General features: G+C 64.2%; 25 protein-coding genes and 1 tRNA gene. 14 read left to right on the forward strand and 12 right to left on the reverse strand.

Features of this window, described 5'->3' with window-relative positions; translation table 11 throughout:
• Window positions 1–71: 71 nt before the first annotated feature.
• Window positions 72–779, forward strand: a complete 708-nt coding sequence (locus P0D87_RS14135; RefSeq protein WP_044021245.1) for a FadR/GntR family transcriptional regulator — start codon at window positions 72–74, stop codon at window positions 777–779.
• A gap of 25 nt (window positions 780–804) precedes the next feature.
• Here P0D87_RS14135 and P0D87_RS14140 read toward each other — a convergent pair whose 3' ends face one another.
• The 5 genes from P0D87_RS14140 to P0D87_RS14160 all read right to left on the reverse strand — a co-directional run bounded on the left by P0D87_RS14140 (window position 805) and on the right by P0D87_RS14160 (window position 5,656).
• The gene (locus tag P0D87_RS14140; RefSeq protein ID WP_006049952.1) at window positions 805–1,146 is read right to left on the reverse strand and encodes a hypothetical protein; all 342 of its coding nucleotides are present in this window, start codon (window positions 1,144–1,146) and stop codon (window positions 805–807) included.
• A gap of 106 nt (window positions 1,147–1,252) precedes the next feature.
• Window positions 1,253–1,329, reverse strand: a tRNA-Met gene (locus tag P0D87_RS14145).
• A gap of 115 nt (window positions 1,330–1,444) precedes the next feature.
• Window positions 1,445–3,103, reverse strand: a complete 1,659-nt coding sequence (locus P0D87_RS14150) for an MFS transporter (protein ID WP_006049953.1) — start codon at window positions 3,101–3,103, stop codon at window positions 1,445–1,447.
• A gap of 217 nt (window positions 3,104–3,320) precedes the next feature.
• On the reverse strand, window positions 3,321–4,868 hold the full coding sequence (locus P0D87_RS14155; protein ID WP_029968190.1) for a sensor histidine kinase: 1,548 nt from the start codon (window positions 4,866–4,868) through the stop codon (window positions 3,321–3,323).
• Between the two features lie 8 nt (window positions 4,869–4,876).
• Complete coding sequence (locus P0D87_RS14160; protein WP_029968189.1) at window positions 4,877–5,656, reverse strand: response regulator transcription factor; 780 nt, start codon at window positions 5,654–5,656, stop codon at window positions 4,877–4,879.
• A 233-nt stretch (window positions 5,657–5,889) separates the two neighbouring features.
• On the opposite strand from P0D87_RS14160, the gene recA reads away from it, so the two are divergent.
• The 8 genes from recA (at window position 5,890) to P0D87_RS14200 (ending at window position 14,570) form a co-directional block, all read left to right on the forward strand.
• Window positions 5,890–6,963: a recombinase RecA gene (gene recA / locus P0D87_RS14165; protein ID WP_006049956.1), complete on the forward strand. Its 1,074-nt coding sequence runs from the start codon at window positions 5,890–5,892 to the stop codon at window positions 6,961–6,963.
• Between the two features lie 7 nt (window positions 6,964–6,970).
• Window positions 6,971–7,816: a recombination regulator RecX gene (gene recX / locus P0D87_RS14170; RefSeq protein WP_053858707.1), complete on the forward strand. Its 846-nt coding sequence runs from the start codon at window positions 6,971–6,973 to the stop codon at window positions 7,814–7,816.
• A gap of 268 nt (window positions 7,817–8,084) precedes the next feature.
• Window positions 8,085–8,789 carry a DUF2889 domain-containing protein gene (locus P0D87_RS14175; protein WP_006049958.1) on the forward strand — a complete coding sequence of 235 codons (705 nt, stop codon included), beginning with the start codon at window positions 8,085–8,087 and terminating at the stop codon, window positions 8,787–8,789.
• Between the two features lie 29 nt (window positions 8,790–8,818).
• The gene (gene sucC / locus P0D87_RS14180) at window positions 8,819–9,988 is read left to right on the forward strand and encodes an ADP-forming succinate--CoA ligase subunit beta (protein ID WP_006049959.1); all 1,170 of its coding nucleotides are present in this window, start codon (window positions 8,819–8,821) and stop codon (window positions 9,986–9,988) included.
• A gap of 131 nt (window positions 9,989–10,119) precedes the next feature.
• On the forward strand, window positions 10,120–11,001 hold the full coding sequence (gene sucD / locus P0D87_RS14185; RefSeq protein WP_006049960.1) for a succinate--CoA ligase subunit alpha: 882 nt from the start codon (window positions 10,120–10,122) through the stop codon (window positions 10,999–11,001).
• 144 nt (window positions 11,002–11,145) lie between these two features.
• Window positions 11,146–11,850 (forward strand): TerC family protein, encoded by a 705-nt coding sequence (locus tag P0D87_RS14190; protein WP_029968185.1) that lies wholly within the window; start codon window positions 11,146–11,148, stop codon window positions 11,848–11,850.
• 145 nt (window positions 11,851–11,995) lie between these two features.
• Window positions 11,996–12,628 (forward strand): pilin, encoded by a 633-nt coding sequence (locus P0D87_RS14195; protein ID WP_029968183.1) that lies wholly within the window; start codon window positions 11,996–11,998, stop codon window positions 12,626–12,628.
• A gap of 163 nt (window positions 12,629–12,791) precedes the next feature.
• On the forward strand, window positions 12,792–14,570 hold the full coding sequence (locus P0D87_RS14200) for a PglL family O-oligosaccharyltransferase (RefSeq protein WP_053858705.1): 1,779 nt from the start codon (window positions 12,792–12,794) through the stop codon (window positions 14,568–14,570).
• A 54-nt stretch (window positions 14,571–14,624) separates the two neighbouring features.
• Here the strand turns inward: P0D87_RS14200 and moaC are convergent, their stop codons facing one another.
• Window positions 14,625–15,101 carry a cyclic pyranopterin monophosphate synthase MoaC gene (moaC, locus tag P0D87_RS14205; protein ID WP_053858704.1) on the reverse strand — a complete coding sequence of 159 codons (477 nt, stop codon included), beginning with the start codon at window positions 15,099–15,101 and terminating at the stop codon, window positions 14,625–14,627.
• A 173-nt stretch (window positions 15,102–15,274) separates the two neighbouring features.
• Here moaC and P0D87_RS14210 point away from each other — a divergent pair, with 173 nt between their 5' ends.
• A complete protein-coding gene (locus P0D87_RS14210; protein ID WP_053858703.1) occupies window positions 15,275–17,005 on the forward strand; it encodes a M48 family metalloprotease in 1,731 nt (576 codons plus the stop codon).
• 61 nt (window positions 17,006–17,066) lie between these two features.
• Here the strand turns inward: P0D87_RS14210 and P0D87_RS14215 are convergent, their stop codons facing one another.
• The 6 genes from P0D87_RS14215 to P0D87_RS14240 form a co-directional block, all read right to left on the reverse strand.
• Window positions 17,067–17,657, reverse strand: a complete 591-nt coding sequence (locus tag P0D87_RS14215; RefSeq protein ID WP_053858702.1) for a DUF2946 family protein — start codon at window positions 17,655–17,657, stop codon at window positions 17,067–17,069.
• Window positions 17,650–18,813: a YheT family hydrolase gene (locus tag P0D87_RS14220; RefSeq protein WP_053858701.1), complete on the reverse strand. Its 1,164-nt coding sequence runs from the start codon at window positions 18,811–18,813 to the stop codon at window positions 17,650–17,652. The genes P0D87_RS14215 and P0D87_RS14220 overlap by 8 nt, the downstream gene beginning before the upstream one ends.
• 39 nt (window positions 18,814–18,852) lie before the next feature.
• Complete coding sequence (locus P0D87_RS14225) at window positions 18,853–19,299, reverse strand: nuclear transport factor 2 family protein (RefSeq protein WP_006049968.1); 447 nt, start codon at window positions 19,297–19,299, stop codon at window positions 18,853–18,855.
• 168 nt (window positions 19,300–19,467) lie between these two features.
• On the reverse strand, window positions 19,468–20,493 hold the full coding sequence (gene waaF / locus P0D87_RS14230; protein WP_006049969.1) for a lipopolysaccharide heptosyltransferase II: 1,026 nt from the start codon (window positions 20,491–20,493) through the stop codon (window positions 19,468–19,470).
• A gap of 167 nt (window positions 20,494–20,660) precedes the next feature.
• The gene (locus P0D87_RS14235) at window positions 20,661–20,855 is read right to left on the reverse strand and encodes a zinc-finger domain-containing protein (protein ID WP_006049970.1); all 195 of its coding nucleotides are present in this window, start codon (window positions 20,853–20,855) and stop codon (window positions 20,661–20,663) included.
• Between the two features lie 44 nt (window positions 20,856–20,899).
• On the reverse strand, window positions 20,900–21,823 hold the full coding sequence (locus P0D87_RS14240; RefSeq protein WP_006049971.1) for a branched-chain amino acid transaminase: 924 nt from the start codon (window positions 21,821–21,823) through the stop codon (window positions 20,900–20,902).
• 289 nt (window positions 21,824–22,112) lie between these two features.
• Between P0D87_RS14240 and P0D87_RS14245 the strand changes: the two genes are divergently transcribed.
• The 4 genes from P0D87_RS14245 to pyk all read left to right on the forward strand — a co-directional run bounded on the left by P0D87_RS14245 (window position 22,113) and on the right by pyk (window position 26,482).
• The gene (locus tag P0D87_RS14245; RefSeq protein WP_006049972.1) at window positions 22,113–22,859 is read left to right on the forward strand and encodes an AzlC family ABC transporter permease; all 747 of its coding nucleotides are present in this window, start codon (window positions 22,113–22,115) and stop codon (window positions 22,857–22,859) included.
• Complete coding sequence (locus P0D87_RS14250) at window positions 22,856–23,179, forward strand: AzlD domain-containing protein (protein WP_006049973.1); 324 nt, start codon at window positions 22,856–22,858, stop codon at window positions 23,177–23,179. The genes P0D87_RS14245 and P0D87_RS14250 overlap by 4 nt, the downstream gene beginning before the upstream one ends.
• Window positions 23,180–23,445: 266 nt before the next feature.
• Window positions 23,446–24,639: a phosphoglycerate kinase gene (locus P0D87_RS14255; RefSeq protein ID WP_006049974.1), complete on the forward strand. Its 1,194-nt coding sequence runs from the start codon at window positions 23,446–23,448 to the stop codon at window positions 24,637–24,639.
• A gap of 406 nt (window positions 24,640–25,045) precedes the next feature.
• A complete protein-coding gene (gene pyk / locus P0D87_RS14260) occupies window positions 25,046–26,482 on the forward strand; it encodes a pyruvate kinase (protein ID WP_006049975.1) in 1,437 nt (478 codons plus the stop codon).
• Window positions 26,483–26,593: the final 111 nt, after the last annotated feature.

Consider the following 26,593-nt stretch of genomic DNA (forward strand, 5'->3'; position numbering starts at 1 on the left):
GAAATATTCGAGGGTTTTCATGCTACCGCACAATCGCGCTAAAGTACTATTAATAGTACTATTCGCCACATATTGAGCGGCGCCGCCGCCGGGAGAAAGCTATTCAGCACGATCTGCATGGGCGCGTCGCGCATTTGCTGGGCACGGCGATTTTGCGTGGCGACTACGCGCCCGAATCGATCCTGCCGCGCGAGGCTGAGCTAATGGGCACTTTGGGCGTGAGCCGCACGGTGTTGCGCGAGGCGCTGCGCACGCTGACGTCGAAAGGGCTGATCGAATCGCGGCCGCGCGTGGGCACGCGCGTGCGGCCGAGGCACGCGTGGAATCTGCTCGATGTCGATGTGCTCGACTGGTATTCGCGCGTCGCCGAGCCGATGCAATTCGCGCTCAAGCTGCAGGAAATGCGCGAGATGATCGAGCCGTATGCCGCCGGTCTCGCGGCGGCTTCGCACGCGGATGACACGTTCGGCGCGCTGGCCGCCGCCCACGCGGCGATGGCCGCGGCGCGCAATGTCGACGAATGGGTAAGGGCGGATCTGCAGTTTCACCTGAGCGTGCTGATCGCGTGCAGCAACGAATTGCTGATTCCGCTCGGCACACTGATCGAACGTACGCTCGAGGCGCAGCTTCGGCTGAATGCGAAGCGCGCGGAGGTTTTCAATGCGTCGCTCGCGGAACATACGGCCGTGTTCGAGGCGATTCGCGAGCGCGACGCCGCCGCCGCGCGCGACGCGATGGCGCGCCTGCTCGGCGTGACGCGCGGGCGCATCGAGGCGTGATCGCGCCGGTTCCCGGATGGCTCGCTTACTTGGCTTCCGGGCCCGTCGTGGCCGCGCCCGACGACGGCGCCAGTTCATAACAGCCCGGCACTTTCTTGCTCGCCTCGGAGGCTTGCGAATCGATGCACTTGAAGGCGCTCTGGTCGCGCTGCACGAAGATCGTATCGGCCGGGCCGCCGTCGGCGCGAGGCGTATTGACGACGGCGACGATCCTGTAGCCGTTCTGCAGAAGCGTCGACAAGGTGGTCTGGCTTGCGCGCCACTGGTTGTCGGTCGGAGTTTGCGCCTGAGCCGCGCTCACGGAAGCGGCGCCCCAAAGCGCGATCGATGCGATGGCCACGGCGCGCGCGGCGGTGCGGAACGTCATCAACAATCCTCCTTGAAGTTGCGAGTGTCGGTGCCTGAATGAAAAATAGACAGCCAGAAACGAAAAAGCCGCTGGACCTTGTGGGTCAGCGGCTTTTTCTTGCAACTGGTGGCGAATCAGGGACTCGAACCCCGGACCTGCGGATTATGATTCCGTCGCTCTAACCAACTGAGCTAATTCGCCGAAAGAAGCGAGATTATGAGGATAGCGCCTGGGGCTGTCAACCCCCGGCGCGCAACTTTTTAAACTGCCGCCTCATGAGCCCGCAAGCGCGGGCCTGCGGGGCGGCGGATCCCGGTCAATCCTTCGCGTAAATGTCCGAGTCTTTCGTTTCGCGGACGAACAGCATGCCGATCACAAACGTGATGAGCGCGATCACGATCGGATACCACAAGCCCGAGTAGATGTTGCCCTTCGCCGCGACGATCGCGAACGCGGTGGCCGGCAGGAAGCCGCCGAACCAGCCATTGCCGATGTGATACGGCAGCGACATCGACGTATAGCGGATACGCGTCGGGAACATCTCCACCAGCATTGCCGCGATCGGTCCGTAGACCATCGTCACGTAGATCACGAGGATCGTCAGGATCACCACGCTCATCGGCCAGTTGATCTGCGACGAGTCGGCCTTCGGCGGATAGCCCGCGGACTTCAGCGTCGTGGCGAGCGTCTTGTCGAACGTCTTGCCCTGTTCCTTGGCGTCGGCGGCCTTGCCGTCATACGTGTTCACCACCGTATCGCCGACCTTGATCTGCGCCGCCGTGCCCGCCGGCGCCGCGACGTTCTCGTAGTTCAGGCCGGCCTTCGAAAGCGCGCTCTTCGCGATGTCGCAGGAACTCGTGAACTTCGACGTGCCGACCGGGTTGAACTGGAACGAGCATTCGTCGGGATTCGCGATCACGACGATCGGCGCCTTGGCCGTAGCCGTTTCCAGCGCCGGGTTCACATAGTGCGTGAGCGCCTTGAAGAGCGGGAAGTACGTCAGCGCGGCGATCAGCAGCCCGGCCATGATGATCGGCTTGCGGCCGATGCGGTCCGACAGCGAGCCGAAGAACAGGAAGAACGGCGTGCCGATCAGCAGCGCGATGGCGATCATGATGTTGGCCGTTGCGCCGTCGACCTTCAGCGTCTGCGTCAGGAAGAACAGGCTGTAGAACTGGCCCGTGTACCACACCACGGCCTGGCCGGCCGTCAGGCCGATCAGCGCGAGAATCACGATCTTCAGGTTCTTCCACTGGCCGAACGCTTCGGTAAGCGGCGCCTTCGACGTCTTGCCTTCGGCCTTGATGCGCTCGAACACCGGCGATTCATGCAGTTGCAGGCGAATCCACACCGAAATGGCCAGCAGCACGATCGACGCGATGAACGGAATGCGCCAGCCCCATGCGCCGAACGCGTCTTCGCCCATCGCCGTACGCACGCCGAGAATCACGAGCAACGAGAGGAAGAGGCCGAGCGTGGCCGTCGTCTGAATCCAGGCAGTGTAGAAGCCGCGGCGTCCCGGCGGCGCATGTTCCGCCACGTAGGTCGCGGCGCCGCCGTACTCGCCGCCGAGCGCCAGGCCCTGCAGCATCCGCATCGCGATGAAGATGACCGGCGATGCGATGCCGATCGCCGCATAGCCGGGCAAGAAGCCGACGAGGAACGTCGACACGCCCATGATCACGATCGTGACGAGGAACGTGTACTTGCGGCCGACCATATCGCCGAGCCGCCCGAATACCACCGCGCCGAACGGCCGGACCGCGAAACCCGCGGCGAAGCTGAGCAGCGTGAAAATGAAGCCGGCAGTCGGATTGACGCCGGAGAAAAAGCTCTTGCTGATGAAGGCGGCCAGCGAGCCGGCCAGATAAAAGTCGTACCACTCGAAAACCGTACCTAGCGACGATGCGAAGATCACCCGCTTCTCATCGCGCGTCATGGGCACGGGCGAAATGTGTCCGCCTACGGTAGCCATATGTCGTCTCCAATATTGATATGCACGCGGTGCGCCGGCCCGCGGCGTTCCGTGCAACCGATTATTGGAGTGAAAACTTACGGCCTACTGACGTGAATGGTTGCGCCGATGGCTTGCTGACCCGCGACGAAGGTTCGTGAAAATAGGTCAATTCTGGTTCAACGCCGTGCAATATGCTGTGAACGCCGGACAACTTGGCTTTGGCGGCTTATGGCTGTCAGCCCGCGTTAGGGTAAGTCCTGCCCCGCTCGAGCACATGCAAACTGACACGCACGAGCGTTCCCGCGAGCCGCGGCGCGGTTTGATAGACGTTGTCGTCGATGGTCAGCTCGCCGCCGTGCATCGTCGCGATTTCGCGGACGATCGCAAGCCCGAGGCCGCTGCCGTCGCCTTCGCGGCCGAGAATCCGGTAAAAGCGCTCGACGACCCGCGAACGTTCGGCGGCTGGAATGCCGATACCGGTGTCTTCCACTTCGAGATGCACGAGCCGCGCGGCGGCGTCGTGCCTCACTCTTACGGTGATGCGGCCGCCCGCCGGCGTGTAGCGGATCGCGTTGTCGATCAGGTTCGACAACATCTCGCGCAGCATGACCGGATTGCCGTCGACCTCGACGGGTTCGTCCGGCGCCTCGTAACCCAAATCCATCTGCTTGGCGAGCGCGGCCTGCACCCAGTCGCGCACGGCATTGCGCGCGACTTCCGTCACTTCCACCGGCGTGAAGATCTGCCCGGACATGCGGTTTTCGGCGCGCGCGAGCGCAAGCAGTTGCGTGACGAGCCGCGCCGCGTGCTCCGAACTCGTCGCGATCTGCTCGAGCGAGCGATGCACTTCCGCCGACGCGTCTTGCCGCAGCGCCAGCTCAGCCTGAGTGCGCAGGCCGGCGAGCGGCGTTTTCATCTGATGCGCGGCGTCGGCGATAAAGCGCTTTTGCAATTCCATGTTCTGCTCGAGGCGCGTCAGCAAATCATTGAACGACGTGACGAGCGGCTCGATCTCCGGCGGCGCGCGACGCGCCTCGAGCGGCGACAGATCGTCGGGCCGACGCGCGCGGATGTGCGCCTGCAGCGCGTGCAGCGGCGCGAGGCCGCGCGAAAGGCCGAACCACACGAGCAGGATCGCGAGCGGCAGGATCACGAACTGCGGCAGGATCACGCCTTTGATGATGTCGTTGGCGAGCTGGCTGCGTTTGTCGAGCGTCTCGGCGACCTGCACGAGCACCGGCTCCGCGCCGGGCGTCTGCGGGAATTCGACCGTCGTATAGGCCACGCGGATGTCGTTGCCGCGCAGCATGTCGTCCCGGAAAGCGACAAGGCCCGGTTGCGGCCGGTCGTCTTCGTGCGGCAGCGGCATGTCGCGCTCGCCCGCCACCAGCTCGCCCCGCGTGCCGAGCACCTGATAGAAAACACTGTCGACGTTGTCCGTCCGCAAAAAGTCGCGCGTGGAATCGGGCAGCGTCAGTTCGGCCACGCCGTTGACCGGATGAATCTGCCGAGCGAGCACGTAGGCGTCGGTTTCCAGCGCGCGGTCGAACGGCCCGTTCGCGATCGATTTGGCGACCAGATACGTGACCGCGAGGCTCATTGGCCAGAGCAGCAGCAAAGGCGCGAGCATCCAGTCGAGAATTTCGCCGAATAGCGAGCGGGGGCGCGCCTCGGCGGCGGCTTCGGTTTCGTCGGGCGGGGCGAACGGATTGGCGTAGCGCTCGTCGCGCGCCTCGTCGAGGTCCGCCGCGCGGGCCGTCGCGCGATCTGCGCGTGCGGACATGATGTGCTCTATTTGTAGTGGTGACTCGCCGGCATTCCGCCGGCCGGCGTTGACGGCGATGGTGCCGGTTCGGGCTCGGCGGGTGTGGTTGCCGCCGCATTCGCACTGGCATTCGCGGGCGCGACCGCTTTCTCGAGGCAGTAGCCGAGCCCTCGCACGGTGATGATGCGCACGCCGCTCGGCTCGATTTTCTTGCGCAGCCGGTGCACATAGACCTCGATTGCGTTGTTGCTGACTTCCTCGCCCCATTCGCAAAGATGGTCGACGAGCTGTTCCTTCGAAACCAGCCGGCCGATCCGTTGCAGCAGCACTTCGAGAAGACCCAGTTCGCGCGCGGACAGGTCGATCACCTGATCGTTGATATAGGCGATCCGGCCCACCTGATCGAAGCCCAGCGAACCGTGCCGCACGATCGTCGGACCGCCGCCCGCGCCGCGCCGCGTGAGCGCGCGTACACGCGCTTCGAGTTCGTTGAGGGCAAACGGTTTGGCCATGTAGTCGTCGGCGCCGAGGTCGAGGCCCTTGACGCGCTCGTCGACGCTGTCCGCGGCGGTCAGAATCAGCACCGGCAGGTTCGAATTGCGCGCGCGCAGGCGGCGCAGCACTTCGAGCCCGGACATGCGCGGCAGGCCGAGATCGAGAATCAGCAGATCGAAACTTTGCATCGACAGCGCGGTGTCGGCCTCGACGCCGCTCTTCACGTGATCCACGGCATAGGCCGATTGGCGGAGTGATCGAACGAGACCGTCCGCGAGTATGCTGTCGTCTTCGGCAATCAGAATTCGCATGATGCGCCAGCTCAGGGCCTTGGCCGGCACCTCGGGTGTCCCCGCGGCGCACAGCGGTCTCCGAATCATTGTGGGTGGTTGGGCGGCGCGACAGTAAAAATGCGCGTTCGCATCAGAATCACGCTTGCCAAAACCACTGTTTTTTTATACAGTGTCTGAGTTTCGTGTGCTGTCCTTCAAAACTGGACGACACATCTGCCTCAGACGCCGTTCATCATAGCAAAGGACGATTCATGGAAGAAAGCAAGAAAGGCTCGGCTGGACTGACTGCTGAAAAGAGCAAGGCACTCGCTGCCGCCCTCGCGCAGATCGAAAAGCAGTTCGGCAAAGGGTCGGTCATGCGGCTCGGCGCAGGTGAGGTAGTCGAAGACATCCAGGTCGTTTCCACCGGATCGCTCGGCCTCGACATCGCGTTGGGCGTCGGCGGTTTGCCGCGTGGCCGCGTGGTCGAAATCTACGGTCCGGAGTCGTCGGGTAAGACCACGCTGACGCTGCAAGTCATCGCGGAAATGCAGAAGATCGGCGGCACGGCAGCGTTTATCGACGCGGAACACGCGCTCGACATTCAATACGCGGGCAAGCTCGGCGTGAACGTGAACGACCTGCTGGTGTCGCAGCCGGACACGGGCGAGCAGGCGCTGGAAATTGCCGATGCACTGGTGCGCTCGGGCTCGATCGACATGATCGTGATCGACTCGGTCGCGGCGCTTGTGCCGAAGGCTGAAATTGAAGGCGAAATGGGCGACTCGCTGCCGGGTCTGCAAGCGCGTCTTATGTCGCAAGCGCTGCGCAAGCTCACGGGCACGATCAAGCGCACCAACTGCCTCGTGATCTTCATCAACCAGATCCGCATGAAGATCGGCGTGATGTTCGGCAATCCGGAAACCACCACCGGCGGTAATGCGCTCAAGTTCTACGCGTCGGTGCGTCTCGACATTCGCCGCATCGGCTCGATCAAGAAGAACGACGAAGTGATCGGCAACGAAACGCGCGTGAAGGTGGTCAAGAACAAGGTTTCGCCACCGTTCCGCGAGGCGATCTTCGACATTCTGTACGGCGAGGGTATTTCGCGTCAGGGCGAAATTATCGACTTGGGCGTGCAGGCCAAAATCGTCGACAAGGCCGGCGCGTGGTACAGCTATAGCGGTGAGCGTATCGGCCAGGGCAAGGACAATGCGCGTGAATTCCTGCGCGAAAATCCGGATATCGCTCGTGAGATCGAGAACCGCATCCGCGAATCGCTGGGTGTGAATGCAATGGCCGAGGCAGTGACCGGCGCAGGCGCAGAAGTCGCGGACGAAGAGTAACCACTACGTGATACGCAAGGGCCGGCCATTGTCCAATTCTGGACGCAACGTGGGCGGCCCGCGTAATGACGGGAGCGATTCGCCCGAACGTTCGGCGCATGCGGATCTATCCGAAACATCGGATCGCTTTGATCCGTTCGATCGGCCTGAACCGTTCGACGCACACGATCGCGCCGCAGGCCGTGGCCTGCGGCGCGCGCTGTTGCCAGGTCAGCCCGACCAGTCCGCTGAGGCTACCTACACGCGCTCGAGTGAGTCGCGCGGCTCACGCAACTCGCGTAACAACTCACGCAGCTCGCTTCGTTCGCATGGGTCAAGCGGCTCACGCAGCACATCTGCCTCAGACCAAACACCCGGCGACGCAGATCCCGCCCCAAGCGAAGCAAAAAAATCCCAACGCCCAGCACGTTCGCTCAAAGGACGCGCGCTCGGCTACCTATCGCGCCGCGAATATAGCCGCAGTGAACTTGCACGCAAGCTGAAGCCCTTCGTCGAAGAAAGCGATTCGCTCGATACGCTGCTCGACACGCTCGAAGCCGAAAACTGGCTATCCGATTCCCGCTTCGCCGAAAGCCTGATTCATCGTCGTTCGTCGCGACTGGGTGCGAGCCGCATCGTTGGCGAATTGAAGCAGCACGCGGTGGATCGCACGCTCGTCGACGAAGCGAGCGCTCAATTACGCGAAACGGAACTGGCGCGCGCCCAGGCCGTATGGCGCAAGAAGTTCGGTCAGCTTCCGGAGACCGCGGCTGAGCGCGCGAAGCAGGCGCGCTTTCTCGCGTCACGCGGCTTTTCTGGCGCGACGATCGGCAAAATCCTCAAAGGTATCGACGAAGAATGGAGCGGTGAATAACGGCGAAGGCGGCGACTAGCAGCGAAGGGCGCGAAATGACGCGAAACGGCGGAAAGTGCCGCGAAGCGCCAGAAGCAGGACAAGCACCACAAGTCCCACCAAACCGCATCACCCACACTAACGCTTCAACCCAACCTTCCCCCCACCAACTCCAGCCATAACCCCACCCATAACCGGCCAGCAGGCCGTCCCCGCCGCATTCCGGGCTGTCCCGAATACCCAGTATGCTAAAATTCACGCGTTTTCCAATTCGGCCTTTCCTTTCCGCATGCCGCTTTCCTCGTCAGTGCCCCGTCAATTGCGCCATCGTCGCGCAATCCGGGCGGAAGCTTATGAACGAGCCGATGGCCTGTGGGATGTGGAAGCGTGCTTGACCGACGAAAAGCCACGCGACGTGGTCCTTGCGTCGGGCGTCCGGCCCAATGGTCAACCGATCCATGAACTCTGGCTTCGCATCACCATCGATCGCAAGCTCAATGTCGTCGACGCCGAGGCGTCGTCCGACTGGGTGCCCTATCCTGGGCTCTGCCAAGCCAGCAATCCCGCCTATCGTGCCCTCATCGGGCTCAATCTGTTCCACAACTTCCGTCGCGATGCTGCCCGTTTGCTGGCCGGCACGGCGGGTTGCACGCATCTCACCGAGCTGTGCGCGATCCTGCCGACCGCAGCGATCCAGGCGTTCGCCGGCGACGTATGGAACACCGGTGACAGCACGCCAGGCGCGAGTGCAAGTTCAGAAAGCGAGTCGACCGACGGCACCGCCGAACGTCTAAACGAAAAACCGCCATTCCAGTTGGGACGCTGCCACGCGCTGCGTTTCGACGGGGAGGCAGTGCAGCAGTTTTACCCGCGCTGGTATGGCCATGCGCCACGCCCAGCAGACCGCCCGGCATCGCCAGACAACGGGGCGGCCCGCCACGAAGGCAGGGGCAATGCGCCCGGCATGTTGGACGGTAGCGGAAGCGATGTTTAATCCAACTCTCAGACTGAAGGGAATCACGCATGAAGATTCACGAGTACCAGGGTAAGGAAATCCTGCGGAAATTCGGCGTCGCGGTACCGCGCGGCAAGCCGGTCTTCTCGGTGGATGATGCGGTCAAGGCCGCGGAAGAGCTCGGCGGCCCGGTGTGGGTCGTGAAGGCTCAGATCCATGCGGGTGGCCGTGGCAAGGGTGGCGGCGTGAAGGTTGCCAAGTCGCTGGATCAGGTTCGTGAGTACTCGAACCAGATCCTCGGCATGCAGCTCGTCACACACCAGACTGGTCCGGAAGGCCAGAAGGTGAACCGTCTGTTGATCGAGGAAGGCGCGGACATCAAGAAGGAACTGTATGTCGGCCTCGTGATCGATCGTGTTTCGCAGAAGATCGTCGTGATGGCGTCGAGCGAAGGCGGCATGGACGTCGAGGAAGTCGCGGAAAAGACGCCCGAGCTGATCCACAAGGTTGCCGTCGATCCGTCGACCGGCCTGAAGGACGCCGAAGCAGACGACCTCGCGAAGAAGATCGGCGTGCCCGACGCGTCGATCCCGCAAGCACGCGCGATCCTGCAAGGCCTCTACAAGGCGTTCTGGGAAACCGACGCATCGCTCGCCGAAATCAACCCGCTGATCCTGACGGGCGACGGCAAGGTCATCGCACTCGACGCCAAGTTCAACTTCGATTCGAACGCACTGTTCCGTCATCCGGAAATCGTCGCGTATCGCGATCTGGACGAAGAAGATCCGGCTGAAGTCGAAGCGTCGAAGTTCGACCTCGCGTACATCTCGCTCGACGGCAACATCGGCTGTCTGGTGAACGGCGCGGGCCTCGCAATGGCGACGATGGACACCATCAAGCTGTTCGGCGGCGAACCGGCGAACTTCCTCGACGTGGGCGGTGGCGCCACGACGGAGAAGGTCACGGAAGCGTTCAAGATCATGCTGAAGAACCCGAACCTGACCGCGATTCTGGTCAACATCTTCGGCGGCATCATGCGCTGCGACGTGATCGCGGAAGGCGTGATCGCGGCGTCGAAGGCCGTCTCGCTGAAGGTGCCGCTCGTGGTCCGCATGAAGGGCACGAACGAAGACCTGGGCAAGAAGATGCTCGCCGATTCCGGTCTGCCGATCATCTCGGCTGACAGCATGGAAGAAGCGGCTCAGAAGGTCGTCGCGGCTGCCGCGGGCAAGGCGTAATCAGCCTCCCACGGCGTTTACCAGGATTACGAATGGCGGCGCACGGTAGCGCACGGGCAACGCGGGCGAGAACGTTCCGCCTCGTTGCTCGTCGCGCCATCGTGTGACGCCAAACGAACAGAGGTCAATACATGTCGATTCTGATTAACAAAGACACCAAGGTCATCACGCAGGGCATCACCGGAAAGACCGGTCAGTTCCATACGCGTGCTTGCCGTGAATACGCAAACGGCCGCGAAGCGTACGTCGCAGGCGTGAACCCGAAGAAGGCCGGCGAAGATTTCGAAGGCATTCCTATCTACGCAAGCGTCGCTGAAGCCAAGGCTGAAACGGGCGCGACCGTGTCGGTGATTTACGTTCCGCCGGCAGGCGCTGCTGCTGCAATCTGGGAAGCAGTCGAAGCCGACCTGGATCTCGCGATCTGCATCACGGAAGGCATTCCCGTCCGTGACATGATCGAGATCAAGGACCGCATGCGTCGCGAAAACCGCAAGACGCTGCTGCTCGGACCGAACTGCCCGGGCACGATCACGCCGGACGAGCTGAAGATCGGCATCATGCCGGGTCACATCCACCGCAAGGGCCGCATCGGCGTCGTGTCGCGTTCGGGCACGCTGACGTATGAAGCAGTCGGCCAGTTGACGGCGATCGGCCTCGGCCAGTCGTCGGCAGTCGGTATCGGCGGCGATCCGATCAACGGCCTGAAGCACATCGACGTGATGAAGATGTTCAACGACGATCCGGATACGGACGCCGTCATCATGATCGGCGAGATCGGCGGTCCGGACGAAGCGAACGCGGCTGAGTGGATCAAGGGCAACATGAAGAAGCCGGTGGTTGGCTTTATCGCTGGCGTCACGGCGCCTCCGGGCAAGCGCATGGGTCACGCCGGCGCGCTGATCTCGGGCGGTGCGGATACGGCCGAAGCGAAGCTGGAAATCATGGACGCCTGCGGCATCAAGGTCACGAAGAACCCGTCGGAAATGGCGCGTCTTCTGAAGGCAATGCTGTAAATCGAAACTGGCGCCCAGTTCGAGCGCCTTTTTTGATACGCTTACGAGATCCTTTCGTAGCGTGCGTTCTCAAAAGCGGGGGAGTTAAACACTCCTCCGCTTTTTTATTGGCCGCGCGTCCGCTTCCTTCTTATTCTTTTGCTCATGCTCGAGTTCCTCGCCACGCTCCATTGGGGCGCAGTCATTCAGATCATCGTCATCGACATTCTGCTCGGTGGCGACAATGCCGTCGTGATCGCGCTGGCCTGCCGCAACCTGCCGCCCGCGCAGCGCACGAAGGGCGTGCTGTGGGGCACGGCGGGCGCGATCCTGCTGCGCGTGATACTGATTGCTTTCGCGGTCGCGCTGCTCGACGTGCCGCTGCTGAAGTTCGCGGGCGGGCTGTTGCTGCTGTGGATCGGCGTCCGGCTGATGGCGCCGGCGCACGACGCGCACGACAACGTGAAGCCCGCCGATAAGCTCATCTCGGCGATCAAGACGATCATCGTCGCCGATGCCGTGATGAGTCTCGACAACGTGATCGCCATCGCGGGCGCGGCCGAAGCCGCTGACCCGGAGCATCGCCTCGCGCTGGTGATCTTCGGCCTCGTCGTGAGTATCCCGTTGATCGTATGGGGCAGCCAGATCGTGCTGAAACTGCTGGACCGGTTCCCGATCGTCATCACGCTCGGCGCCGCGTTGCTCGGCTGGATCGCGGGCGGGCTCATCATCAACGATCCGGCCGGCGACCGTTGGCCGGTCCTCGACACGCCGCTCGCCGAATACGGCATGAGCATCGCGGGCGCGCTGTTCGTCGTGATCCTGGGTTATGTGATCAAGCGCCGCAACGCGAAATCCGCGGCGGCCTGAAGGAACGCCAAGCATCACACCTGCGTGCGTTCCAGGTTCAACGTTAGCCATTCGGCTGACTGTCCGAGACGAGCGTCGCTCGCTACGATCAAAGCGCCTGTTCCCGATTCGTGGAGCAGGCGCTTTTCGTTTCAGGAGCCTGCCGATGATCGTCACCTTGCCTTATTCCCCTTATTCGCAATCCACGCTGGCGCACTCGCGATTCGCGCGAGCGCGCTGGTCCGCAACACTCGCGCGAGCGTGCCGCCGCGTCGGCTCGCGCCTCGGTCTCGGCTTCACGCTGATCGAACTGATGATCGTGCTGGCGATCGTCGGCGTGATCGCGGCCTATGCGATTCCCGCGTATCAGGACTACCTCGCGCGCAGCCGGGTGGGCGAGGGACTGTCGCTCGCGTCGTCGGCGCGTCTTGCCGTGTCGGAAAACGCGGCGAGCGGCAACGCGTTCGGTGGCGGCTACGCGTCGCCGCCCGCGACGCGCAACGTCGAGTCCGTTCATGTCGACGACGACAGCGGCCAGATCACCGTCGCCTTCACGACGCGCGTGGCGCCTGCTGGCTCCAACACGATCACGCTCGTGCCGTCGGTGCCCGACAACATCGATGCGCCCACCGCGCGCGTCTCGTTGGCGAAGGGCTCGGTGCAGGCGGGCGCGCTCGCGTGGGAATGCTTTGCCGGCGGCAAGACGGCGTCGTCGTTGCCGGCACCGGGCGCAGGTCCGATGCCCGCACAGGCGCCGACCTTGCCTTCCCACCTCGCACCTCCCGAGTGCCGCGCGTAATACAAGACGCGCGATGCAACACGCGACCCGCGCGATGCACGCACGGATAACTAGCCGTTCAAACGTAAATCGCTGATTTTCGGGATATTTCGGCCCAGCCGGCGCACAGCGCAAGGATTTTTTTGTATAGTGCGCCGGTTGCTGACGCCCACCCGCTTACTCGATGCCCACACCTTTCGCGCGCTACCTTTCTCTCATACTGTTGGCTCTCGCGTTGGTGCTGCCTTATGCAGTCGTCAACCATACCTATCCGATTCCGACGTTCTACGCTGAATTCACAGCCCTCGCGTTGTACCTGCTGATGGGCGCCGGCGTGGTCTTGCTGGTCGCGGGCTCGCAGCCGCGCATCGGCTTTGCGTCGCCCGTGGTGGCGCTCGTGCCGCTGCTGTTCGGGCTGTTGCTGGTCGCGCAGTCGGTGCTGCTGCCGGTCTCGCAGCCGTCGATGAACTGGCTCGGCGGCGGCTTTCTGTTGGCTGCATTCATGGCGACACACGCGGGCTACGGCTTCGCGCGCGCGAAGCTCAGCGAGACCGCGTTGCGCTGGGCGGCTTGCGCGCTGGTCGTCGGCGGGCTGTTTGCGGTGTTCTGCCAGGTCATCCAGCTCTTTCACCTGGAGACGCGCGTGTCGCCGCTCGTGATCGCGTATAACGTGACGGTCGAGCGCCGGCCGTTCGGCAACATGGCGCAGGCGAACCACCTCGCCACGTATATCGCGTTCGCGATGGCCGGCGCGCTGTTCCTCGTGCAGACGCGCCGGATCGCCGTCCCGATCTGGGCTCTCGTCTCCACCATCTTTGCAGTGGGGCTCGCGTTGACGGTCTCGCGCGGCCCGTGGCTGCAAATGGGTGTGATCGTCGTGGCCGGTTTCTGGATGGCGTTCGCGCAGACCCGCGCCGAACCGCAGTTGCGCCGCAGTCATCGGCAATGGCTGATTCCCATTGCGCTCGCTGTGCTGTTCTTCGTCGTGAATGCGCTGATTCGCTGGGCCAACGTGCGCTATCACCTCGAACTCGGGCAGTCGGCGGCGGATCGTTTCAAGGACGCCGGCCAGATCGCGCCGCGGCTCGCGCTGTGGAAATACGGCTGGACGATGTTCCGCACGCATCCGTTGCTGGGCGTCGGCTGGGGCGAGTTTCCGAGCTACCAGTATCAGTACGCGAAGACGCTCGGCGGCGTCGAGATCGCCAATAATTCGCACGACGTCTTTATCGATCTGCTCGCAAAAACCGGCCTGATTGGTCTTGCTATCGTGCTGTTCGGCCTCGTCACGTGGCTGGTGCGTGCGGTGCGCGCGCCGCAGAGCGCCGGGCGCGTATTCGGCATTGCGCTGATCGGCGTGCTCGTCATGCATGCACTCGTCGAATATCCGCAGCAGTACATGTTCTTCCTGCTGCCGGCCATGTTCGTGTTCGGCTTGCTCGAGACGCGTCCGTTGCGGCTCGTGCCTGCGCGTCTGTCGTTTGGCGTATTCGCGGCGATCGTGTTCGGCGGCATTGCCGCGCTTTATCCGGTGTACCGCGATTACGCGCGCGCCGAGGTGCTGTACTACGGCTCGCGTCCGGCCGAGCAATATCGCGCGGACCCGTCGTTCCTTTTCCGGGCGTGGGGCGGGTACGGCATGGCAACGCTGTTGCCGATGAACTCGATGGATCTTCAGCACAAGCTCGCGATGCATCGTCAGGCGATGGCGCTGTTGCCAGGCGAAACCGTGCTGCGTCGTTATGCGGTGCTACAGGCGTTGAGCGGAGACACGGCCGCGGCATTCGATACCGTCGAGCGACTGAAGATTTTCGCCGAGGAACTGAAAGACTGGCCGTCGCAGTTGAGCTATCTGTATCAACTCTGCGATGAGCAGAAGACGCTCGCCGGCTTCAAGGCGGAACTCGTCAAGCGTTACGGTCTGCCGTCGGGCGATGTCGAGCAGGAAGACGACGAGGAGTGAGGCGGGTCTTTGGTGGAAGCGCGAAGCAGTGAAAAGGGCAGCGTGATCGCGCGCTTACTCCGCCACCCAATCCCCCGACTTCCCACCATGCTTCTCCATCACCCTCACATCGGTGATCGTCATCCCGCGATCCACCGCCTTGCACATGTCGTACACCGTCAGCAGCCCGACCTGCACGGCGGTGAGCGCTTCCATCTCGACCCCGGTTCTGCCTAGCGTTTCCACCTGCGCGGTGCAATGCACGGCGGGCGTCTTGTCGTCCAGTTCGAAGTCCACCTTCACGCGTGTCAGCGCGAGCGGATGACACAGCGGAATCAGGTCCGCCGTGCGCTTTGCGCCTTGAATCGCGGCGATGCGCGCAACGCCGATCACGTCGCCCTTTTTTGCGTTGCCGTCGCGGATCAGCGCGAAGGTTTCAGGCAGCATGCGGATCGAGCCGCGCGCGATGGCGATGCGCTTCGTCTCCTGCTTGCCGCCGACGTCCACCATATGCGCGTCGCCGGCAGCGTCGAAATGAGTGAGTTCAGGCATGGTTGGCTCCTTCAGAGGGCGCCTATCATAGCAGTGCGGTGCGCCCGTCCGGCCCTGCGCCGGCCTGCCGGATGGGTGCGTCGACTGATTACAATTGCGCCATGCCCGCTATCTTAGTCGCGCGATGATCCGAGCGGCGGGCGTCGCTTTCGACTCCGTCATACGAACTCGCAATGCGTCTGAAACGGTCTCTTGCTGCGTTGCTCTGTGTTGCGCTGGCCGCGCCGCCTGGCGCGTTCGCGCAGACACGCGCGGCGTCCGGCGCTGCGCCGGTGCAGTCCGCTGAGCCGCCGCTCGTCAGCGGGCCGGTCGAGTCATACGCCGATCCGATCGTGCCGCCGGACATCGCACAAGGCGTATTCGGCGTGTACGGCGGCGCGCAAAGCCGCTTCTCCGGCAACTCGGGCGCGAACCGCGGCGCCAACGGTGGCGGCACCGGCGGCTGGCGTGCGCCGATCGTCGCGCAGCAATTGCCCGACCTCGGCAGCGGCGGCGCGGGGACGCTCACGCCACAAGCCGAGCGCAAGCTAGGCGAACGCGTGATGCGCGACTTGCGGCGCGACCCCGACTATCTCGACGACTGGCTGGTGCGCGACTATCTGAATTCGGTCGCCGCGAAACTCGCCGCAGCGGCGAACGCGCTGTATATCGGCGGCTATCGGCCGGACTTCGATCTGTTCGCCGTGCGCGACGCGCAGATCAACGCGTTTTCGCTGCCCGGCGGTTTCATCGGCGTGAACACGGGGCTGATCGTCGCGACGCAAACCGAATCCGAACTCGCGTCCGTGCTCGGCCACGAGATGGGCCACGTCCTGCAACGCCATATCTCGCGGATGATCACGACCGGCGAGCGCAGCGGCTACGCGGCGCTCGCGGGCATGCTGTTCGGCGTTCTCGCGGGCGTGCTTGCGCATAGCGGCGACCTGGGCAGCGCGATTGCGATCGGCGGTCAGGCTTACGCCGTGGACAACCAGTTGCGCTTTTCGCGCTCCGCCGAACACGAGGCGGACCGCGTCGGCTTTTTGCTGCTCGCCGGCGCAGGCTACGACCCGTACGCGATGACGGCGTTCTTCGCCCGTCTCGACCGTGCGGCGATGAGCGATACCGGCATTCCGGCCTACGCGCGCACGCACCCGCTGACCGGCGAGCGGATCGCCGACATGGAAGACCGCGCGCGGCGTGCGCCATACCGGCAACCGCATCAGGTGGCCGAGTACGGTTTCGTGCGCGCGCGGGCGCGCTTGCTGCAGGACCGCTCGCGCAGCGAATACGCCGACGAGATTTCGCGCATGCGCTCCGAAATCGAAGACCGCACGGCGCTGAACGTCGCGGCGAACTGGTATGGCATCGCGTATGGCCAGATGCTGCTCGAGCGTTACGACGACGCGGCTTCGTCGCTGGCGTCGTCGCGTGCGGTGTTTTCGGCTGGGGCACAGGCGGACGGCGACGCCGCGCGCACTTCCCCAAGTCTCGACGTGCTCGCCGCCGACATCGCGCGGCGTGCCGGCCGCGACGAAGACGCCGTGCGTCTTGCCGATCTCGCGCAAAAGCGCTGGCCGCAATCGAACGCCGCCATCGACATGCACATTCGTACCTTGCTGAGCTTGCGGCGATTCACCGAGGCGCAGGCGCTGGCGCAGAAAGAGACGCGCGCGCAGCCGGATCAGCCGGCCTGGTGGTTGTATCTGGCGCAGGCGAGCGCGGGGACGGGCGATGCGCTGACGCGTCATCGCGCGCTCGCCGAGAAGTTTGCGCTGGAAGGCGCGTGGCCGTCCGCGATTCGTCAATTGAAGGACGCGCGCGATATGAAGACGATCGGCTATTACGATCTGGCTACCGTCGACGCGAGGCTGCACGAGATGGAGAACCGCTACAAGGAAGAGCGGCTGGATGAGAAGGGTTAGGCGCGAAGTTCATGAACCCGCTCCTCTGAAGCATGCAAGCTGCGCGACGAGATGCCGAACCTCAAACCATCGCCGCCGGACTCGCCACAAACCCAAAGCGCGACGCAACTTCTTCGCGCCGTATCGGTTGAAGCGGCAACGTGACGCCGCCGTTCCAGTGGAATTCGCCGCTTAGAGAGTCGTCGGCGAGCGTCGCGTGGTCCGCGAAAACTTCCAGATCGTGGTCGTGCAGAACGGCGATGCGCGGCGGCGCTGAGGGATTGCCAGGATCGGAAGCACCGGCGAACAGAATCCCGCCCTCATCGTCGGCAAACACGGCCGACGGTTCGAAACCATTGCCCGCCTGATCTTTCAGCGCGAGCGCGCCGTCCGCCTCGACCGACAAACGCACGACCCACGGCGTATAGCCCAGCTCGACATACACGCGCTGCGGTCCATTCTGAAAGAACCACTGCCCGCGTTCGTCGCGCTCGTAATTGCGATTGATGAAGCCGAGCAGCGCTTCGTGACGGATCGGCGTGCCGGGCGATCCGCTCGCCTGCGCGGCTTCGTCGCGCATGCGCCACTGGCCGCGCCGGTCGAGCATCAGCCAGCCGGTGCAAGCCGGTACGTTCGGCCACTTGGCCAACGCCTGTTTGACGATGTCATCCATGATCGACGTGCTGCTCCAGATAGCCGAACACGCGCCGCGACAACCAGTCGATCCGGCCAGGAAACGGTCCGGTCATGAAGCCGGCGTGGCCGCCATCCCTCGGCTGATCGAGTTCCACCGCCGCCGACACCTCATGCCGCGACGGCAGCGCCTCGGCCGGCAGGAACGGATCGTTGCGCGCGTTCAGGACGAGCGTGGGCACCTGAATGTGCGGCAGCAACGGCCGCGTGGTGGCGACGCTCCAGTACTCGTCGGTATCGCGAAAGCCGTGCAGCGGTGCGGTCACGACGTTGTCGAACTCGTACATCGTACGGCTCGCGAGCATCGCGCCGCGGTCGAACAGGCCGGGAAACTGCACGAGCTTCTGCTCGGCTTTCTGCTTGAGCGTCTTGAGGAAGCTGCGCGTGTAGATCATGCCGAAGCCTTGCGACAACGCGCGGCCGCCGGCATGCACGTCGATGGGCGTGGAGATCGCAGCGGCGGCGTGGACGACCGACGCCGCGTCCTCGCGCCGCTCGCCGAGCCAGCGCAACAGCACATTGCCGCCGAGCGACACGCCCGCGGCGACGAGCGGCCCGCGATGCGCGGCGCGCAGGCGTCGCAAAATCCAGTCGACTTCGTTGCTGTCGGCCAGATGATAGAAGCGCGGCAAGCGGTTCAGCGCGCCGCTGCAACTGCGAAAGTGCGGCACCACACCGTGCCAGCCATATTCGCGTGCGGCCGCCATCAACGACGATGCGTAATGCGAGGCGGAGCTGCCTTCCAGGCCGTGAAACAGGACGAGCAACGGCGCTTCGGCTGAGGGACTCTGACTAAGCGCCGCGTCTGCTGTCATGACCGAGGCTGGCACGTTGTCGTGCCGAACCCAGTCGACGTCGATGAAATCGCCGTCAGGCGTGTCCCAGCGCTCGCGGCGAAACGACACCGCCGGGCGGCGCGCGAACAGCGACGGCACGATGGTCTGCACATGTTTGTTCGGCAACCAGAGCGGCGCACGATAGAGCAGGTCTTTGGCGACCTCGACGGTGGCTTCGATTGTGGCTTCGACGCTTGCTTGCACAGTGGCTTCGACAGCCGCCGCGGGGCGAGCCGCGTCGTCGGAAGCGGGGCGCTCTTGTGGCGTCCCCCACGGGGACTTGCTGCGGGGCGTGCTCATGCCGGCTTCAAGCGAGAGTGTGGCGGCGCGGAGCGCGCGTCAGTGAAGCGACCCTTGGCCGTGCCGCATCTTGGTCGCGAACTGGCTGGCTGCTTCATTGGGCATCGGGCTCGCGTGAATGTGCGCGATGCGCCATTCGCCGCGTTCATGAACCATCACGTAGGTGGTGAAGACCATCGCCGGCGTGGCTTTCGGATCGACCGGACGATGCGCTTCCGCGATCGCATAAACGACCGTGCCGAGGCTGTCGTAGACGCGAATGTCGAGCGGCTCGATCGAGACCGGCGCGGTTTCCAACTGGATCTGCAAGCCCGTGCGAATGCTTTCGAGGCCGTGCAGATGCGAGCCGTCGGCGCAAATGCAGCTCACGAACTCCTCATCGATCCACAGGCCCATCAGGCTGTCGATATTGACCTCGGCGACGGCCTGGTAATAGGCGTTGAGGGTATCGGCGGCGGCTTCGAAGATATGGGCAAAACGTGGCATGGCTCGTCAGTCTCTTGTGCGCGGCGCGCGGTTGCAAGGCAGCGGTCAGCGGGACAGTCCGGTGCGCCGGACATTCGCACCCGAGCGCCAGAATGCCCGCGCCGCAAGGCGCGAACATGACGCGACGCGCTGAGGGGCGTGCGGTGTTGCGTGCAAGTGTCAGCCGGCTCAGCGGTGCGCGAGCAACATGCCGCGCAAATCGCCGAAAACCTGCTCGGCGCTCAACTGCTTCAGGCAGTTCAGATGACCCAGCGGACACTCGCGCTGAAAACAGGGGCTGCATTCGAGATGAAGCCATTGTACCTTCGCAAGCTCCGACAAGGGCGGCGTGTGCCGCGGATCGGTCGAGCCGTAGACGGCCACGAGCGGTCGGCGCAGCGCGGCCGCGACGTGCATCAGCCCGGAATCGTTGGTGACGACTGCGTTGGCCCGCGAGATCAGCGCGCACGCTTCGCCGAGCGCCGTCTGGCCGCACAGATTGCGCACGTTCGGCGCTTTTTCGGCGATGGCCTGCGCAAGCGGCGCATCTTTCGGCGAACCGAGCGCGACGATCTGCGTGTACGGAAACGACTGGCCGACCATTTGCGCGAGCGCCGCGAAGTGCTCCGGCGGCCAGCGCTTGGCCGGGCCGTATTCCGCGCCGGGGCAGAACACGAGCAACGGCACCCGCGTGTCGAGATTGAAGCGCGCCGATACGCGCGCCGCCTCGTTCAGATCGGCGTCGAGCCGCGGCATCGGCAGGTCGTCGGGAATCTTCGCGCCGGGCGCGTAGGCGAGAGCGGCGTAATGGCCGACCATCGGCGGACGCTCGTCCTTGCGCGGATTCGCGTGGCGCACGTTCAACAGGCCGATGCGGCTTTCTCCGGTATAGCCGATGCGCAGCCGGATGCCGGCCATCCACGGAATCAGCGCGGATTTCAGCGAGTTCGGCAGCACATAGGCCGCGTCGTAGCCGACGTCGCGCAAGTCGCTCGCGAGCTGCCACCGGCGCAGCATCTGCAGCTTGCCGTGCGCGAGATCCGTCGCGTAGACGTCGCGGATTTCCGGCATGCGTTCGAGCACGGGCGCGACCCACGAGGGCGCGACCGCGTCGATCGCCATGCGGGGATGCAGTTTCACGAGGCGCGCAAAAAGCGGCTGCGCCATCAATGCGTCACCGATCCAGTTCGGTGCGATAACCAACGCGCGACGCATCAGAGTGGGTGTCCGGTGTCGAAACGAAGCGCCGCGCGCGATGCGCGTGGCGCTTCGTTTAAATGAAAGTAAAGGGAAAAGGCCGTCGGCCGCGGGCACGCCGCAACGGCGCGCCCGCAATCAGTCGACAGCCGATGACGCAGACGAACGGCGCTCAGGTGTGAGGTTCAGTGACCCTTGATCACTTCGCCGTCGCGCAGCTTGTAACGCGTGCTGCAATAAGGGCAGCGCGCCTCGCCGTGCGAGACGTCGATAAAGACGCGCGGGTGCGCGCTCCAGCGCGGCATGGCCGGATTCGGACAGTACGCCGGGAGGTCTTTTGCCGTGAGTTCGACCAGCGGCATTTCCTTGATATCGCTCATGAGACTTTCTCGTTGTATGCAGGGTGCGCGCGGTGCAATGCGCGTTAAATCTTGGTCAGCCAGTGCGCGTACTTGTCGCTCTTGCCGTTGACGATGTCGAAGAAGCCCGACTGCAGCTTCTCCGTGATCGGGCCGCGGGCGCCCGCGCCGATGGTGCGGTTATCCAGTTCGCGGATCGGCGTGACTTCCGCGGCGGTGCCGGTGAAGAACGCTTCGTCGCAGGTGTAGACCTCGTCGCGCGTGATGCGCTTTTCGATCACCTGGATGCCCGCGTCGCGCGCCAGCGTGATGACCGTGTCGCGCGTGATGCCGTCGAGGCACGACGACAGGTCCGGCGTGTACAGCTTGCCGTTGTTCACGAGGAAGAAGTTCTCGCCCGAGCCTTCCGACACGTAGCCGTCCACGTCGAGCAGCAGCGCTTCGTCGTAACCGTCGGCGACGGCTTCCTGGTTCGCGAGGATCGAGTTCACGTACCAGCCCGACGCCTTCGCGCGGACCATCGACACGTTCACGTGATGACGCGTGAACGACGACGTCTTCACGCGGATGCCCTTGGCAAGCCCGTCTTCACCGAGGTAAGCGCCCCACGGCCACGCCGCGATCGCGACATGAATGGTGTTGCCCTTGGCCGACACGCCGAGCTTTTCCGAGCCGACCCAGATGATCGGGCGCAGATAGCACGACTCGAGCTTGTTTTCGCGGACCACTTCGCGCTGCGCGGCGGCGAGCGTTTCATGGTCGAACGGCACGTCCATCTGAAAAATCTTGGCCGAGTTCAGAAGACGCTTGGTGTGTTCCTGCAGACGGAAAATCGCGGTGCCGCCGTCTGCCGTCTTATAGGCGCGCACGCCTTCGAAAACGCCCATGCCGTAATGCAGCGTGTGGGTCAGCACATGGATCTTGGCATCGCGCCAGTCGATCAGCTTGCCATCCATCCAGATCTTGCCGTCGCGGTCGGCCATTGACATACGGTTCTCCAGCAGGTGCGTGTTGGTGTGGAACCCCAAGCCCGTCGACTCGCGCGGGCGCCCGAAGCGCGGGAAAGCCGGGACGCGCCCGAAATTTCCGATGGGGTGCAGCGAAGAGCGTTATTTTAGCGTCTTTTGCACACGAAACGGGCATTTGGACGCAGGTCGGGCGCTATAATTCGGCGCACGCATAATTCACATCCGGACGCGCCAGCGGGTGCTTCACGACCTGGCGCCGATTTCGCTCCATTTCCTCATCGCGGCCTTCGGCGCCCGCGCTTTTCGCCTCATGCTCGCTCGCCTGTCAGATACCGATCGCCGCGCTTTCCTCGAGGGCGCGCGCGCCTATTCGCCCACGCTCATGGCGATCTGCTCGTGGGGGCTCGTCACCGGCATCGCGATGAGCAAGTCCGTGCTCACGCTGCCGCAGGCGCTCGCCATGTCGCTGCTGTGTTACGCCGGTTCGTCGCAACTCGCGGTGCTGCCGCTCCTCGCCGCCAAGCTGCCCATGTGGACGGTGCTGCTCACGGCCGCGATGGTGAATACGCGTTTCGTGATCTTCAGCGTCGGCCTTGCCCCGCATTTTTCCTATCTGTCGATGTGGCGGCGTATCGCGCTCGGCTACTTCAACGGCGACGTGATCTATCTGCTGTTCCTCAAGAAGAACTTCCCGACCGGCTACGTGCCCGGCAAGGAGGCGTACTTCTGGGGCATGGCGGTGTCCAGCTGGCTGTCGTGGCAGGTGGCGTCGATAGCGGGCATTCTGCTGGCGAGCCTGATTCCGGATAACTGGGGACTCGCGCTCGCGGGCACGCTGGCGCTGCTGCCCATCATGGTCGCGGCAATTGCCACGCGTTCCACGCTGGTGGCCGTGTGCATCGCGGGCATCGTGTCGTTGCTCGCTTTCGATTTGCCGTATCGCCTCGGGCTGCCGCTTGCGGTCATCGCGGCGATTCTCGCGGGCAGCGCGGCCGATCTGATGGCCGAGCGCGCCGACTTGCGCCGCGTTCGTAACAGCGCGGGAGATTCGCGATGACGTCCGTGGAAGTGTGGCTCGCCATTCTCGGCATGACCGTCGTCACCGCGGTGACACGCGCGATGTTTCTAATCGGCGGCGAACGCACGGTTTTGCCGGCGCGCGTGCAGCGCATGCTGCGCTACGCACCCGCCGCGGCGCTCGCCGCCGTCGTACTGCCGGACGTGCTCGGCACGCCCGACGGCCTGTCGTTCGCGCCGTCGAACCATGAGTTCTATGCGGCGCTCGCCGGCCTCGGCTGGTTTTTGTGGCGGCGCACCATGCTCGGTACGATCGTCGTCGGAATGATCGTGTTCACGGTATTGCGCCTTTTGATGTAGTTTCAGGCGTTGCGATGTTGCATTGCGGCATGCGGCGCGCGGCATTCGAATACGGGAGATTCGCCCGCGGGCGGGTCAGAAGGCTGTGCGGATCAGTTAAAATGCCCCTTTCCGGGATGACCGCGCCAACGCCTGGCGCCCGCGCCGCGGCGTTCGCACCGGCCTCCCGCTTCGTGGGGCCGCCGTGCCGACGCGCCGCAGTTGCTGCGCCGAAAGCCGTGTGCGCCGTCCGCCATCGCCTTCCATCAACTCGCACACAAACGCCCATGAACAAGGTACTGCGTCTCTCCGATCTGATCGCCGAAGGCAAGCTGTCCGGCAAACGAGTGTTCATCCGCGCCGATCTCAACGTGCCGCAGGACGACCAGGGCAACATCACCGAAGACACCCGCATCCGCGCCTCGGTGCCGGCGGTCAAGGCCGCGCTCGACGCGGGCGCCGCGGTGATGGTCACGTCGCACCTGGGCCGTCCGACCGAAGGCGATTTCAAGCCGGAAGACTCGCTCGCGCCGGTCGCGAAGCGTTTTGCCGAACTGCTCGGCCGCGACGTGCCGCTGGTGGCGAACTGGGTCGAAAACGGCGTGAACGTCGCGCCGGGCCAGGTCGTGCTGCTGGAAAACTGCCGCGTCAACAAGGGCGAAAAGAAGGATTCCGACGAGCTCGCGCAGAAAATGGCGAAGCTATGCGACATCTACGTGAACGACGCGTTCGGCACCGCGCACCGCGCCGAAGCGACCACGCACGGCATCGCTAAATACGCGCCCGTGGCTTGCGCCGGTCCGCTGCTTGCCGCCGAGCTCGAAGCGCTCGGCCAGGCGCTCGGCGCGCCGAAGCGCCCGCTGGTCGCGATCGTCGCGGGCTCCAAGGTTTCGACGAAGCTGACCATTCTGAAGTCGCTCGCCGAGAAGGTGGATCAGCTGATCGTCGGCGGCGGCATTGCGAACACGTTCATGCTGGCCGCGGGCCTGAAGATCGGCAAATCGCTGGCCGAAGCCGATCTGGTGAGCGAAGCCAAAGCCATTATCGACGCAGCGAAGGCGCGCGGCGCATCGGTGCCGATTCCGACCGACGTGGTCACGGCCAAGGAGTTCTCGCCGACCGCCAAGGCCGAAATCAAAGCCGTCGCGGACGTCGAAGACGACGACATGATCCTCGACATCGGACCGGACACCGCGAAGGCGCTCGCCGCGCAACTCGAAAAGGCCGGCACCATCGTGTGGAACGGTCCGGTCGGCGTGTTCGAGTTCGACCAGTTCGGCAACGGCACCAAGACGCTGGCCGACGCGATCGCGAGGTCGTCGGCGTTTTCGATTGCGGGCGGCGGCGATACGCTCGCCGCGATCGCCAAGTACGGCATCCACGACAAGGTCAGCTATATCTCGACGGGCGGCGGCGCTTTCCTCGAGTTCCTCGAAGGCAAGAAGCTGCCGGCGGTCGAAGTTCTGGAATCGCGGGCTTAACGTGGCGGCGCGCTCCCCAACGGCGAAGTCTGCGAAAGCGAACGGTCAGCGCGGCAAGCCGCGCGACACCGCGGCAGCAACGGCGGGGGAGCGTACAGCGCGCCCCGACGCCGCGACGGCGGCCAAGGAGTCCGAGCTTGCCGGCACGGTTGCCGCCGCGCTGGCCACCGCACTCGAAGCTGCCGCCGGCGAAGCCACGCCGGCGGTCAGCGAATCGGAACAATCCGTCGGATCTACAGCTACATCTCCACCCGCGCCCCCCGCGCCGGTGTCGAATACCGCTTCACCCCATAAAGCGACGCTGGTTTCAACCGGCGCGCAGCCCCTGGCAGCATCTTTCGGTGCGCAGCCTCCGCATCCGACTCGCAGCGCTCTTTCCAGCGATCCTATCCAGACGAGGAGACTCATGCATCGCGCCACCAAGATTGTCGCTACCATCGGACCGGCTTCCAGCACGCCGGAGATCCTGCTGCAAATGATTCAGGCAGGCGCCGACGTGGTGCGGCTCAATTTCTCGCATGGCACCGCGGACGACCACCGCCAGCGCGCCGAATTCGTGCGCGAGGCGGCTCGCCAGGCGGGCCGCGAGGTCGCCATCATGGCGGACCTGCAAGGCCCGAAGATCCGGGTCGGCAAATTCGAAAACGGCAAGGTCACGCTCGTCTCCGGCGAGCCGTTCATCCTCGACGCCGACTGCGAGCTCGGCAACCAGGAACGCGCGGGTCTCGATTATAAGGACCTGCCGCGCGACCTGAAGCCGGGCGACGTGCTGCTGCTCAACGACGGCCTGATCGTGCTGAACGTTCAGCGCGTGCTCGGAAACGAGATCCACACGATCGTGAAGATCGGCGGCGACCTGTCGAACAACAAGGGCATCAACCGCCAGGGCGGCGGCCTGACAGCGCCCGCGCTGACCGCCAAGGACATGGAAGACATCCGCACGGCCATGTCGCTCGGTGTCGATTTCGTCGCGGTGTCGTTCCCGAAGAACGCGACCGATATGGAAATGGCCCGTCAGCTCGCGAACATCGCCGGCGCGCCGTATGGCATCAAGCCGAAGATGATCGCCAAGATCGAGCGCGCGGAAGCCATTCCGGCGCTGCAAGGCATTCTCGACGCATCGGACGGCATCATGGTCGCGCGCGGCGATCTCGCCGTGGAAGTGGGGAATGCCGCAGTCCCCGCGCTGCAAAAGCGCATGATTCGGATGGCGCGCGAATCGAACAAGTTCGTGATTACCGCGACGCAGATGATGGAGTCGATGATCTACGCGCCGGTGCCGACGCGCGCCGAAGTGTCGGACGTCGCGAACGCAGTGCTCGACGGCACGGACGCGGTGATGCTGTCGGCGGAATCGGCGGCGGGCAAGTATCCGGTGCAGACCATCGAGACAATGGCCGCGATTTGCGTCGAAGCCGAGAAGTCGGAGCAGTCGGAACTGGACAAGGATTTCCTCGACCGCACGTTCACGCGCATCGACCAGTCCATCGCGATGGGCGCGCTGTTCACGGCGTTTCATCTGGGCGCGAAGGCGATTGTCGCGTTGACCGAGTCCGGCTCGACCGCGCTGTGGATGTCGCGTCACTGGACGCACGTGCCGATTTTCGCGCTCACGCCGCGCGTCGGCAGCGAGCGGGCCATGGCGCTGTACCGCAACGTGACGTCGCTGCATCTGGACACGAACACCGACCGCGACACGGCGTTGCAACAGGCGTTGGAGACGGTCGTCGGCAAGGGTTATGCGTCGCGCGGCGACATGGTCGTGCTGACCGTCGGCGAGCCGATGGGCCAGGCCGGCGGCACCAACACGCTGAAGATCGTGCGCGTCGGCGAGCCGTATTGACCGGCGGTACTGGCCGACTGGCGCAGGCTTGATCGAGCGAAGCAGGCTGGCCGACAGGTATGCGGCTTGCTTCGCTTTCTGATCGCCCAAAAGATGCCGGCGGCAAAAGAA

The sequence above is a fragment of the Paraburkholderia sp. RL17-368-BIF-A genome (assembly GCF_046054045.1).
Taxonomy (GTDB): Bacteria; Pseudomonadota; Gammaproteobacteria; order Burkholderiales; family Burkholderiaceae; genus Paraburkholderia; species Paraburkholderia graminis.